General features: G+C 41.2%; 9 protein-coding genes. 6 read left to right on the forward strand and 3 right to left on the reverse strand.

Annotated features, from left to right (window positions below):
- The first annotated feature begins 19 nt into the window (after positions 1 to 19).
- The 3 genes from EXT48_RS18415 to EXT48_RS18425 all read left to right on the forward strand — a co-directional run bounded on the left by EXT48_RS18415 (position 20) and on the right by EXT48_RS18425 (position 4,802).
- The gene (locus EXT48_RS18415; RefSeq protein WP_130165313.1) at positions 20 to 505 is read left to right on the forward strand and encodes a GAF domain-containing protein; all 486 of its coding nucleotides are present in this window, start codon (positions 20 to 22) and stop codon (positions 503 to 505) included.
- Positions 506 to 1,009: 504 nt separating this feature from the next.
- Positions 1,010 to 1,900, forward strand: a complete 891-nt coding sequence (locus tag EXT48_RS18420; protein WP_039491675.1) for a cation diffusion facilitator family transporter — start codon at positions 1,010 to 1,012, stop codon at positions 1,898 to 1,900.
- A gap of 118 nt (positions 1,901 to 2,018) precedes the next feature.
- Positions 2,019 to 4,802, forward strand: a complete 2,784-nt coding sequence (locus EXT48_RS18425) for a hybrid sensor histidine kinase/response regulator (protein WP_130165314.1) — start codon at positions 2,019 to 2,021, stop codon at positions 4,800 to 4,802.
- Between the two features lie 45 nt (positions 4,803 to 4,847).
- Here the strand turns inward: EXT48_RS18425 and EXT48_RS18430 are convergent, their stop codons facing one another.
- Complete coding sequence (locus EXT48_RS18430) at positions 4,848 to 9,335, reverse strand: EAL domain-containing protein (protein WP_130165315.1); 4,488 nt, start codon at positions 9,333 to 9,335, stop codon at positions 4,848 to 4,850.
- 481 nt (positions 9,336 to 9,816) lie between these two features.
- Between EXT48_RS18430 and EXT48_RS18435 the strand changes: the two genes are divergently transcribed.
- The gene (locus tag EXT48_RS18435) at positions 9,817 to 10,011 is read left to right on the forward strand and encodes a (2Fe-2S)-binding protein (RefSeq protein ID WP_010375238.1); all 195 of its coding nucleotides are present in this window, start codon (positions 9,817 to 9,819) and stop codon (positions 10,009 to 10,011) included.
- Positions 10,012 to 10,043: 32 nt separating this feature from the next.
- Here EXT48_RS18435 and bfr (EXT48_RS18440) read toward each other — a convergent pair whose 3' ends face one another.
- Positions 10,044 to 10,508 carry a bacterioferritin gene (gene bfr, locus EXT48_RS18440; protein ID WP_010375235.1) on the reverse strand — a complete coding sequence of 155 codons (465 nt, stop codon included), beginning with the start codon at positions 10,506 to 10,508 and terminating at the stop codon, positions 10,044 to 10,046.
- Positions 10,509 to 10,523: 15 nt separating this feature from the next.
- Positions 10,524 to 10,991, reverse strand: coding sequence for a bacterioferritin (gene bfr, locus EXT48_RS18445; RefSeq protein ID WP_010607507.1), 468 nt, complete (start codon positions 10,989 to 10,991; stop codon positions 10,524 to 10,526).
- Between the two features lie 273 nt (positions 10,992 to 11,264).
- Here bfr (EXT48_RS18445) and EXT48_RS18450 point away from each other — a divergent pair, with 273 nt between their 5' ends.
- The gene (locus tag EXT48_RS18450; protein ID WP_045987649.1) at positions 11,265 to 11,591 is read left to right on the forward strand and encodes a DUF2946 family protein; all 327 of its coding nucleotides are present in this window, start codon (positions 11,265 to 11,267) and stop codon (positions 11,589 to 11,591) included.
- Positions 11,592 to 11,974: 383 nt separating this feature from the next.
- Positions 11,975 to 13,084, forward strand: a complete 1,110-nt coding sequence (locus EXT48_RS18455) for an efflux RND transporter periplasmic adaptor subunit (protein ID WP_130165316.1) — start codon at positions 11,975 to 11,977, stop codon at positions 13,082 to 13,084.
- Positions 13,085 to 13,087 lie beyond the last annotated feature (3 nt).

Genomic DNA, 13,087 nt, shown 5'->3' on the forward strand with positions numbered 1-13,087 from the left:
CTGTCTAATTAAGTAGATTATGAAAATCCCTGAGTTACCTGAAAACGAACATGCCAGATTACATGCGCTTAGGGAGCTTGCGATACTCGATACAAAACCAACACTTGAATTGGACCGAATTACTCAATTTACTGCCCATGTTTTTGATGCTCCAATTGCATTGGTGAGTCTTGTAGACAAGGACAGACAGTGGTTTAAATCCCGCTTTGGATTAGATGCTGAGCAAACGTCTCGTGACGTTTCATTTTGCGGCCATGCAATATTAGAAGACACGGTATTCGTAGTTTCCGATACGCTCGAAGATCCTCGCTTTATGGACAACCCTTTGGTGTTAAATGCCCCTAATATTCGATTTTATGCGGGTGCGCCTATCATATTGTCCAGCGGTTTTCGCGTTGGAACCGTGTGTGTTATCGACATAGAGCCCCGAGAGTTGAGTGAAGCTGACTGTGAAATACTGAGGCAAATCGCAAACGACGTTGTGACTCAACTGGAGAAAATCTAATTGTACTTTTCCGCAAGTAAAAGCGATAAGCGCTAAAATTCCATCAAGTCGGCCGTTACAGCCGCAAATGTTAGTGCATTTAACTCGTGGAAACGTTACAATTGAGACTGTATATCATTGCCATTTAGGGCAATGTTTAAACGATAACTAACCTGAGGTTTGGATAAGGAATGAGTTAACTCATTGTTTCTAAAGTAACATTAAATTACTTGTTTATCTAGCCGGAGAGTTTTGGTGATAACTAGGTGAATTTGCGCACCAATAGCTGGCTATTGGAAGTGAATTCAACGCAGTTAGCGCTAAAACTGGCTGATAGAAAGGCATTAATTACCCTAAGCTCAGGTTAACTACGTATATTTCTAGATTTATTTCTGTATTTTTGAATCACAGCTTTTTCCTACACGGTATAAAAAGATAAGGTGAGGTGCATTTAGTCAAGTGGCTCCATCTTATGCTGTGGTTGTACGTAGCATCTTATATTAAATTAGGTACACGACTCATTTCATGACAGATATCACTACGCACCAAGCTTCTCGCCGAAGACTACTGATTGCGCTTGCAATCACTTGCTCTTTTATGATCATTCAAGTTATTGGTGCTTATTACGCTAATTCTCTCGCAGTATTGGCTGATGCTGGACACTTGTTTGTTCACAATAGTTCTTTGTTTATCGCATTGATAGCGTCAAGTGTGGCTGTTTATCTTGCTAAAACATATAACGATGGTTACAAGCGAGCTGAATATACTGGCGGGCTTATTAATGGCATCCTCTACCTTTCAATTGCGGTAATTATTTTACTCGAAGGGAGTGAGCGGTTGTCTCATCATGCGGGTGGTCATGACCTAGAGGTGAACAGCTATTTAATGTCTATGATTGCTGCAATTGGGTTTTTATTTCACGGCGCTTCCGCTTGGGTGTTGTACAAAGGCCGTAAAGACAGTATTAACGTCTACGCTGTTTTCTTGCACTCATTTTTTGATTTACTGTCCACCATATCGACATTTATCGCAGGTGTGATCATACACCTCACAGGCTGGGAGGTGGTTGATATTCTCTCGAGCATGCTGATTTCCGTCTTTGTATTATTTACAGGTATTAAGGTGATAATTGCTTGTCTTAAAGGGCTTGCTACACCTCCAGAAGTTTTGCCGACGGTTCAAGAAGTTGAGAAAACGATTGTGTCTACCGAGCATGTTGAAAGCGCCCATAATATTACGGTTAGCAAAATTGATGGGGCGGTTGTCGTTGGTGCACATGTGGTATTAAAGCATCACTGTACTATCGAATCTCATGATTCAGCGTGTCGTGTAGAAGTGGAAGAAGCGTTGAAAAAGTCCTTTAATGTACTGAGTAGTGTGCTACAAATAGAGAGCCATGATTGCCCTCATCATTAGGGTAAACATATCCTAATGTGTGATATATTTTTTAGTTATTTGTTACACTACCTTGGCAGGTTTTAAAATATTTTTTATTGTTATACATAGGCAGTATCACAAACCGGTGGTGTAACATTTGAATCAAAAGCAAGCGCTCATCATAACTTTAGTCTTAGGTGTATTAGGCGGGCTGGCCAATCTGTTGCCAATTTGGTTTTTGGATAGCTCTGAGTTTCTTTTTGGCCAGCTGTTTGTACTATTTATCCTGCTACTATGCGGATGGCGCTATGCCATTATTGCTGTGATTATTGGTGCCGGCTTTATTTGGTATCGATGGGAGCATGCTTGGCCCTCTGTGGTTTTTTTCTTCGAAGTGTTGTGGCTTCACTTTGTTTGTGTCCGGTTCGCCAAGCCATTTTTTGTTCGGGGTATCGTTTATTGGATTTTGTTGGGTTTGCCTGCATTATTTATTTTCGGCTATTTTGCCCTCGAATTGCCTTTACTCGTTATATTTACTGCACTGGCTAAGTACCTAATCAATGCAGGTATTTGTCTCGCTGTGGTCGACTTGCTGAGCTTTTTCTTTACTCGCAGCAAGTGGCAAGGGATGCCGCTCAATCAAATTCTTAATTCTACCGTCAACCTTGTTATCGTTTTGGTTGTATTGATGACAACCGTTGTATTGACAAACAATTACTACAAAAGAATTGAAGCTGAGATAAAAACACAGCTTGAAGAAGCCTCTGGTTCTATTGTCGCTCAAATTGATGACTACCTTGATGCATATCGTCGCGCGATGGTGATATCCGCAACAGATGTATCCTTAGGGATTGATGCCGACTATGTTATCGAGCGTTTGCTAAAAACTCATGCAAACTTTAGAACCGCTATTGTTGCGGACAAAGATGCTAATGTTACTCACCTTTATCCGCAGCATTTTGCTGATACGATGAAGGGAACAAATGCCAATGTATCTGATAGAGATTATTTTATTAAAGCATCTGAATACCCAGAAGGATTTGTTTCAGGCATATTTCAAGGACGTGGTTTTGATGAAGCACCTATCGTAGCAATTTCAGCACCAATCTTTATCGCTGAAGAGTTTAAGGGGATTGTGGAAGGGTCTTTAATATTTGGCTCGTTTGAACGCTTTATTCCAAAAATTCTTGCTGAAGATGCTAATTTGATTGTGTTGGATAAACACAAAAGGGTCGTTTATAGTTCGTTAAAGACCGAGTTTAAAACCCTAGATATGCCAAGTGATGTGGTGTTGCAAGCCTTATTTGATAAGGAATCCTCAACTTTTGAAGATTCTACCGAGCAAATCTTATTTAAACAGGCTGCGGTATCTAAACAATATGAATGGTCAGTTATCACTATGCTCGACCGTAAATATCTTAACTTAGTTGCTGCTGAAGCTTGGTCAGATGCATTGGGACTTGCGCTTGCGATTATTGTATTGAGCTCTATTTTTGTCCGTCAGCTCACGCGATTGTTGGTGCGTCCAATTGTGGCGCTCAGTCATGATATTCGTGCTTACGAACCTTCAACTTTAATCGAAAATTCGGCTAATGCAGACAGCAGCTTTCTAGAAATAATTGAGTTGCAGCAACAGTTCAATCAGTTGGCGTTTAAGCTAACACTGAGTTTTACAAAACAAAACCAAGCAAGCTTGGAAAACGAAAGACTTAACCGCAAGCTTACCGACTTCAATCGTGAGTTAGAGCAGCAAGTCGCTGAGAAAACGGAAGAGCTAACTAAAGCCGTTGAAGCCGCTAATGCCGCCAACCATTCCAAGAGCCGATTCCTCGCCAATATGAGCCATGAAATTAGAACGCCGTTAAATGGAATTATCGGTATGTCGGATAGCTTGATCAGAGAGCAAAGCCTTAGCAATGAGATGGCAGACCAAATAACAATTATACGGCAATCGGCAAAGAATCTAATGCTTATCCTCAATGATATTTTGGATTATTCTAAAATCGAGGCGGGGGCTTTAAAAATAGAACGTCGAGTTGTGAACTTGCAAGAAATGCTCGACAGTTTGGTCAGCATTTTTAAAATTTCCAATGTCAGATATGGCGTTGAGTTTAAGTACGAAAAGGGTAGTGAACTACCTACATACCTTGAGTTAGATGAACTACGTGTATCACAAGTGGTAAATAATTTACTCAGCAATGCTGGAAAGTTTACCAACAAAGGCCAGATCACATTCTCCGTCCATTATGATAGTGGGATATTAAAGTTTACCGTTGCTGACACTGGGATCGGCATTTCAAAAGCGCAGCAGGAAACGTTATTTCATGAGTTTACTCAAGCAGATCTTTCAACCACAAGAAAGTTTGGTGGTACTGGACTTGGCTTAGCCATTTCTAAAAAACTAGTTGAAGCGATGCATGGTGAGATAAGGATTCACAGTGAGCTTGGGCTTGGAAGTCAATTCTATGTAGATATTCCGGCCTCAAAAGGGCAGGGGGTCAAGAGAGAGCAACAAGAAGTTGGGGCACCTGATTTCAACGGCCTTGATATTCTATTGGTAGAGGACAATAAAATTAACCAAGTGGTTGTTGGTAAGTTGCTCGAGAAAACCCATTGCTTGTTAGACAAAGTGGACGACGGAGTCGAAGCCTTAGTAGCGATGAAGGCGAAGAACTATGCCTTGGTTTTAATGGATTGCCAAATGCCGAATATGGATGGTTTTGCTTGTACCAAAGCAATCAGAAACGAGCCAAATATTTATGGCAATCCACATATTATTGCGATAACAGCCAACGCCTACGAGGAAGATAAACAAAAATGTATCCAGGCGGGCATGGATGATTTTATTGCAAAACCCATTGATATTAATGAACTCTATCAAAAACTTAGTGAATGGCAGCGCTCAGAACTGCCTGATAGTGAAACGCTAGATAAGGGCTAACGCTTGTTAGCCCGCAGTCACTACATTAAAGTATTGAGCCCGAGGTCAAGCTCTTGAGCGTTCATGCTGTTCGTAAAATGCCAGTAAATCGTCAATCGCCATAGGCTTTGCGAAGTGATAGCCTTGCATATATTCACAGCCTACGTCTCTTAGGTAATTAAGCTGAGATTCTGTCTCTACACCTTCTGCAATACACTTCATGTTTAAGCTTTGTGCCAGTAAATAAATGGTTCTAATGATAGATTTATTCGCGGGTTTTGCGCTCATGTTACGTACAAATCCTTGATCAATTTTTATGATATCAAGAGGGAACTCATTCAGGTACGTAAGTGACGAAAAGCCGGTGCCGAAGTCATCGAGTAGTAATACAAAGTCAGCCCGTTTCATTTCGTTGATAGTTGCCCGAGCCTTAACCATATCAGACATAAAGATTGACTCGGTGATTTCAAGTCTTAAACACCGGTTAGTGAGACCATGCGCTTTTAAAATCTCAGTGAATTGGTGGGCAATGTCTGAGCGTAAAATATGAACTGCGCTTAAATTAAGAGATAAATAAAAGTCGGGTTCTTGTGTAAACAATGGACGCAATTCTATCAAGGCTCTGATAAGCGCTTGTTCAGTCAAGGTTTCAATCAAACCGCTTTCTTCTGCTATTGGAATAAAATCGCATGGAGGAATTAGCATGTCATTATTGCGCCAGCGCATAAGTAATTCGACGCCTGCAAGCTGACCTGTAGTGGTATTGATGATCGGCTGATAGTGATTGAAAAACTCACCGTCTTTAACCGCCGTTTTCATTGCGGTTTCTAACCGAAGCTTTTTACTGATCTCTTCATTCATTGACTCAGTAAAGAACTTGAATGCATTTCTTCCCGACTGCTTTGCATGGATCATGGCGATATCCGCATTACGGATCAAGGATTCTGAATCCGGTGCATCGAATGGATAAACCGCAACGCCAATACTGGCAGATACACTCATGGTGATCCCATCAATTTCAATACGTTCGGGTATGTGCTTCACTAAGCGAGTAACTACTTCACTCACATATTCGATACTAGGGAAGGACTTAATTAGCACGAGAAACTCATCGCCGCTCTGTCTTGCTAAGATACAGTTATTATTTATTTGCTCTTTGATCCGTTTGGTTATCGCGACCAGTAATTTATCGCCGATATGGTGTCCGTAGGCATCATTGATTGGTTTAAATTTATCTAAATCAATAAAGAGTAGGGCGCAGCTTTGCTGTGTGTTGTTTGCGTTAAACAGTGCAAATTCAATATGCTGTAGCATCAAGCTGCGATTTGGTAGCTCCGTCAAAGCGTCGAAATTGGCGAGATATCTAAGTTCATTCTCGGCTTTCTTTTGCTCTGTCAGATCGGTAACAACGACCACGAAGTATTGGAGGTTCACATTGTCCTTGGAAACCGCGCTAATACTAAGTTGAACCGGGTGCACTTTATCCCAGCCGTCTGTAACTTGAACTTCCTGTCTTAGATATTGATTCGGTCCAAGAGATTTTAAATTTGCAATTAAACCGTGGAACTTCTTTTGCCCGATAGCATTAACAAAACGCTCGGTCGTTAAGTCGTTTAACGCTTCGTTTTCCTGCAGTTGAAACGCTCTACAGAAGCTACTATTGACTGAAATGGGTTGTAAATTAGGGTCTAAAATCAAAATCCAATCGTTCACTTGGCTGAAGGCCTCGCCCAGCATATTTGCGCGCATCTGGTTCGCTTTTTGCGTGGTTACATTGGTATAAATGCCGTGCAGTTCAGTGGCTTTACCTTGTGAGTCAAATTCTGCGACTTGGCCAAAGTCATGAAACCAATGCCAATTATTGTCTGCGCAGCGCAGTCGATAAGATAGAGAGAGCTGCTCTTTAGTGGGGTTAGAAATAAATTTCTTCCAAGCACGTTCGACGAGTTCTCTATCATCTGGGTGAATGGCGTTATAGTGCTCTTGCAGCGTCATCGTATCGCTCTCAAAGCCCAGCGCTTCGGCCCGCTGTTGTGTGATCTGGCGTGCAGCGAGATCCGCCGACCACACACCGCTTTTAGTTGATTTCAACGCCAGTTTTGTCTGTCTTCCCGCATGCGTTACGGCTCTAAGTGCCGTTTCAAGCTGACGTTGTTTTTGTTTGTGCTTGATAATGATGAGCAATATTAGCGCGAATGCACTTAGACTGTATAAGCTTAATGCAAAAGGCGAGCGCCAAGGAGAGTGGGCAACATTAAAGCGCAAGTTGAGTGCGTTGCTCAGGTCTTCGCTGTCAAGTGAACGCGGTGCAATGACTAACTGATAATCACCAGGAAGTAATTGATTTAGAAATACTTTATTTCGTTTTAAGCTTGAAAACGTCAGTGCACTTGGGCCATGCAAAGAAGCTTGGTATTGAATGTGATGATCGGCATTGAAGTCAAAGTCAGAAAACTGTAGTTCTATGCCCATGTCGTCAAACTTAAAATCAAGTGCTTGCAAAATTGCGTCAGGGGCTAAGTAGGTTTGATCTCTGCTTAAGATATCCATTTGGGTGATCAGTAGTGGGCGGCGCTTAACAGCACTATCTGAAAACTGTTCCGGATCGAAAGTGATAGAGCCGTTTACTGTGCCGAACATCAGCTTGCCAGATTCAAGTGCTGCTGCAGCGCCGCCGTTAAACTCAAGCGTCGGCAGACCTTGATTCGTTCCGAAGGTTTCCAAGACTTTATTTATTGGGTCAAATTTAAACATGCCGCGTTGACTGCTGGCCCAAATCATTCCATCTCTGTCCAACAGGAGGTTGTAGATAGCATTACTCATCAAACCTTGTTCAGTCGTTAGCTTGTATTCTTCGGCGTAAGTATCTTTATTGATCCCGACAAGACCTTCGGTTGAGGTTGCCAACCATAGCGTTCCAGCTCTATCTACTACCCAACTATTAACGGCTGAGACCAAGTGTTTATCCAATTTGTTGTAAATCGTTGTTAGGGTATCTGTTGACTCATTATATTTGACCAAACTGATGTCCGTACTTATCCAATATTCATCATCGGTCGCATCCAAAGGCGGCAGGATCAAAAAGCTTTGTGATGCTGCCAGCTGTTTTGATAATCCCTCTAAAGCGCGTACCGTATTGGTGACTGCATCATATTCGTAAAATCCATTGCTATTGATAAATGGAAACTTGCTTTCTGAGTACTTAGCGATACCCCAACTATATGGCTCAAGTTTGTCACCACTTTCAAGCGTAATTGGGCTTAGCTGTTTGGTGTCGATGTTAAATAGCGCGGTCTCTTGAGTTGTTTGGATTAGAAAGGTATTTTCGTCGAAATGTGAAGAATTAAAAATAGAGAATACGGCATCTGCTCCGTATAGTGCTTTTGCATCTCTATTTTGCAAATAGCTAGATTTCAATTGGCGGGTGCTTAAATCAAACTCGTTAATGCCGTTATCTGTACCAAGGAGCACCGTATTTTTGCTGGTAGGATGAATTGACCAGATATTGTTATTGGCAAATCTGTCTTGAGTACTGATGAATGTGGTAAAACGTAGGGAGCTGGAAGGCCATAAATATGCGCCATCATTATATGTACCCATCCATAGGTTGTTGTTTCTATCTGCGTAAAGCTTAGTGATACTGGGATTAGTGAGGCGATATTGTCCCTCGGTTAAGGATAGGACTTTTGAGCTGGTTTTTTTTCTTCTATCAATAAGAAACAATCCATGCTCCGTAGCAATAAACTCGCCATAGGGAGTGATTTGGTGTCCCCAAATATTTTTCTCAGGAACAAGCTCATAGCTTTTTGAAGCAACCAGTGTTTGGTTACTGACTGGGATGACATATAAACCTTCTACAGTACCAACAAGGAGTCCCAACGATGGGTCGCGTTTGAGTAATTTAACATCATGACGGAGTTCTGATTTTGAATCAGTGTAACTTATTTGCTCTACGTTACCGGTTGCAAGAGAATAAGTGAACAGGCCTTCTGTTGTACCAATAATCACAAAGTTACCGATAATGTTTATGGCGCGAATGTAACTACTTGGTTTGAAGTGAGTGAGTAATTCAGATTTTAACGTATTGCTGTCTAATGTGTAGAGGTCGCTTTCAATGGAAAAGATGATATTTTCTCGATGACCAACAGCTGTGGCGATGGGTTTTGGAACTGCGTTATTGTCTTGGCGTTTACCGTCGTAGATTTGTTGAATTGTGTAGTCATCTACATTTAGTAAAAACGCGCCGCTGGCACCTGTAGAGATCAAAAGCTCATCATTCGATATATTGAATAACCCAACTATTTCTTGTTCATCAAGACCCTTAGAAGCGGCAATATTAATGAGTTGATTGCCGTCATAACGGTTTAACCCTTGCAGAGTACCTATCCAAATGAAGCCATGTTTGTCTTGTGTTATGTCAGTGATTGCAGATTGGCTTAAGCCTTCTTCGACAGAGAAGCGAGAAGTATATTGGCCGAAGTTATGGGCGTGGCTAGGCGCGACTATGCAACACAAAGAAAATAATATAAAAAAACACAATAGCGCTTGCTTCATTAAAAGACCTTTCTCTATCCAATCTCATTTAGTCCTTTAACAACATGTTACCAAATCAAACTAAGCTGATCCGCGCTAATAAAACTGTTAGCGGTGACGCGCAGTCTAGCGGAAATACTAGATTGAAATCAACTTAAACCTTGGTTTTTATGCAATATATTTAACAATTTATACATGTTTAAGGTTTGTCATTTGTAGCAAATAAAACAATCTACTTGGATGCAAGAGCACCCTTACTCTTATGTGTAAAGTAACGCTTATCAAGTTAATTTAAGCGTAGCAGTTTTATTGGATTTTTCTTAATTTTATAGAAATAACCATCGGCTAGAGAAAGGTGTTTTGCTGAGCATGAATCACTAAGTCTTTGCAGCAGCTTACAAAGAAAAATAATTCGCATTTATAGCTAAGGTATGTGTTGATAATTGTTATCGTTTAGATTAAACTTGTTTTCAGTTAATGAGTTTGAGATTGGTTTTCATTTATGTACGTATGCATTTGTCATGGTGTTACAGATAAAAAGATTGCAGAGACGATAGACAATGGTGCTCGTTCGATGCGTGATCTTAGCCAGACATTATCTGTTGGTAAGCAGTGTGGAAAATGCTGTAACTGTGCGAAGAAAATTTTAAATGAAAAGCTGATTGCTATTGTTGATGTCACTGATCAGGTTGCGTAACGACACATTATCACGCAACCTCAATTAAATACTTATAGTTGAGACTGTAAGTAGTTTTCTATTCCCATCACCTTAATTAGGTGCTGCTGAGTTTCAAGCCAGTCAATTTGCTCTTCTTGCTCGTTTTGAATTTTGTCTAGCGCTTCACGGCTAATGTAATCTTGCTTTTCTTCACACAACTTAATTGCTGCTTGCAGATCAACCAAAGATGCTTGCTCAAATGCCATATTGCAATCAATCATCTCAGCGCTGTTTTCACCAATCTTTAAACGACCTAAATCTTGTAAATTAGGCAGGCCTTCTAAGAACAAAATTCGCTCGATAAGGCGGTCAGCGTTTTTCATTTTTTGGATTGAAACTTTATAATCCGCTTTATCTAACTGGCTAAAACCAAAGTCTTTAAACATACGTGCGTGCAAAAAGTATTGATTGATACCCACCAATTCATTGGCCAATACTTTATTAAGCGCTACGATTACTTCTCTATCACCTTTCATTTGTAGAGTCCTTAATTAAAGCTGAGATTGGATATAATTAGGAGCACCGATAAGATCAATCAGGCGAATTTGCTGCTCTAGCCAGTAAACATGATCTTCTTCTGTATCAAACAACAGCTTTTCAAGCGTTTCTCGAGATTGGTAATCTTGTTCTTCTTCACAGATTTTGATTGCTTCTTTAACGCATTCGACGACTTCAAGCTCTAGTTTTAAGTCGTTTTCCATCATAGACTTAACATCTTGGCCGATGAGTAGATCACGACGTTTTGTCATGTTAGGTACCCCTTCCAAGAAAAGAATGCGTTTGATCAACCAATCCGCATGCGTGGTTTCTTCTTCACGTTCGTGCTCAAGGCGTTGGTATAGTTTGCTCAAACCCCAATCTTCGTACATACGTGAATGGATGAAATATTGATCGATAGCTGCAAGCTCATTGGCTAATAGCTTATTGAATGCGTCGATGACTTTTTGTTTACCTTGCATGCTGTTACCTCAAACTGTGAATATGCGGCTAGTCTAACGGATTTATGTGATGTGTCAATGAAAAATCTTTATAAAACAGTGTGTTATATATTGATTATAATTCGCATTTAAGTTGATGTTTTGGCCTAACAATGCAAATTATTGTTATTTCATTTTGAGTAGGATCAGTAATGACAGCAAAAAAATAAGACTTAAAGCTTAGCGCTACTATTGACAGAACAAGTGCAGGTGGTAAATTGACATCGATCTTTTGTGTTAAAGAGAAGTGTAGATTTGAATAAGCTAATCCTGATTTTTGTGATGCTTCTACTTGCGGTGCAATCCGTAAGTGTATTTGCGTCTGAATCTAGCTTCCATCAAATCGAAGTGTCTCACCTCCAACATACTCACGACCATGCTGAAGATGTGCAAGCAGACTCCAGCGGACATCATACAAAAGATTGCCACCACTGTGGTCATTGCAGTGGGACGCATTTGAATTTAGTGATTTTAAAATCTTTTATCCCCTTTGAAATGCGACCAAATAGCGAAATTTATCCTCAATCAGATACCAAAGTGCGTGCTTTTGTAGAGCAAGCACATCGTCCACCGATCGCTTAAGTAGCGGTTATCATTGAAGGCGTGAACTCAATTTAACTTCACTAACCTGTGTTTAGGTTAATGCGTAAATTGATAAACCCAACTTAGCGCAAATTCGTGTTTGTGAGTAAACAACTAGGCCTGTTTTCTATGCTTATGAGTTTTGCTTTCAGTGATACTGCCCACTCCGTTTATACCAATTGTATTAAGTAAATGAGCTACTTTAACACCGGTTGGTATTACTCCTTCTTAGCTGATGACGTTGATTACAGATAAATCACGTCTGCTTGAGAAGTGCATTCTTGTTCGCAAATTGGCACTGTAACAGCAATGCTTGGTGCAATTCGTTAAACAAGCTAACGGTTTTGAACGTCAACTTACGTTCTTGAGTAAAAGAGTATCGAATGACAAACTTTAAAATTTTCTCCATCTATTTCGCGGTGAACGCGCTTTTTAGCTCGCTTGCATATGCCGGCGACGGTCATGAAGAACATGAAGAGGAAGAAAATGCCATCGTACTAACGCAACAGCAGATGCGTTTTGCCGGAATTCAGACCAAGGAAGTCAAGCTGGAAAGCCATGAGCGTTTTTATTTTGCACCTGGGGAAGTAAAAGCCAATGGCTATACCAGCTATTTAGTATCGCCAAGAGCCGATTCAATCGTGTTAAAGCGACACACTACGCTTGGTTCTATGGTTAATGTTAACGACCCACTTATCACCTTATTCTCGGAGGCAATGGCGCAGGCCCAAGCGCAGTATTTGGTCGCTTCAACAGAGTGGGATAGAGTTAAACGCTTAAGAAAAGAAACCATCAGTGAGCGTGAACGCGTTCAAGCAAGTGCCGATTTTAGTTCGGCTTATTCAAAGTTGTTGGCACTTGGAGTAACAGAAAAGGAGATTAAAGAAATAGCCACTAAGCCCGCCAGTGAACTTGGCCAATATACGCTCGTTGCTGAGCGCGAGGGGGTGGTAACTCAAGATGCCTTTACGCAGGGCCAGCATGTTGCTTCTGGCACAACTTTAATGGCAATCACTGATGAAAGCGAGCTATGGGTGGAAGCCCGTTTACAACCGAACTCTCAACTTTCGTTAGCGGTTAACTCTAAAGCATTGATTGGCATAGAAGATCAGCAATATGCGGCTCGTGTTATCCAAGAAGCGCATACTATCGACCCCATTACTCGAACCAGACAGATCCGCCTATTGGTTGAAAATAGTGACGACAAGCTACACGCAGGGATGTTTGTAAACGTCAACTTTATCATACCTTCAAAGGAATCAATCATTGCGCTACCTGCAGACGCGTTAAGTCGCGGTCCTGACGGTGATTGGGTGGTGTACATCGAAGAAGCGCCCGGCGAGTTCCATCCTAAAGAAGTGACTTTAGGTGAAGACTTTGGCGCTCAGGTTGAAGTTATCGGTTTGGCTGTGGGTGAGCGCGTGGCCGTAACCGGAGCGTTCTTTATTGCCTCAGAACAAGCCAAATCAGGCTTCGACCCGCATAACCATTAAGGG

The organism is Pseudoalteromonas sp. CO348, from assembly GCF_004208845.1.
GTDB classification, from domain to species: Bacteria; Pseudomonadota; Gammaproteobacteria; order Enterobacterales; family Alteromonadaceae; genus Pseudoalteromonas; species Pseudoalteromonas maricaloris.

Bases quoted from the DNA above. Each gene is read 5' to 3' on its own strand.
- EXT48_RS18415 (WP_130165313.1), top strand. From the start codon at position 20: ATGAAAATCCCTGAGTTACCTGAAAACGAACATGCCAGATTACATGCG.
- EXT48_RS18420 (WP_039491675.1), top strand. From the start codon at position 1,010: ATGACAGATATCACTACGCACCAAGCTTCTCGCCGAAGACTACTGATT.
- EXT48_RS18430 (WP_130165315.1), bottom strand. From the start codon at position 9,335: ATGAAGCAAGCGCTATTGTGTTTTTTTATATTATTTTCTTTGTGTTGC.
- EXT48_RS18435 (WP_010375238.1), top strand. From the start codon at position 9,817: ATGTACGTATGCATTTGTCATGGTGTTACAGATAAAAAGATTGCAGAG.
- bfr (WP_010375235.1), bottom strand. From the start codon at position 10,508: ATGAAAGGTGATAGAGAAGTAATCGTAGCGCTTAATAAAGTATTGGCC.
- bfr (WP_010607507.1), bottom strand. From the start codon at position 10,991: ATGCAAGGTAAACAAAAAGTCATCGACGCATTCAATAAGCTATTAGCC.
- EXT48_RS18455 (WP_130165316.1), top strand. From the start codon at position 11,975: ATGACAAACTTTAAAATTTTCTCCATCTATTTCGCGGTGAACGCGCTT.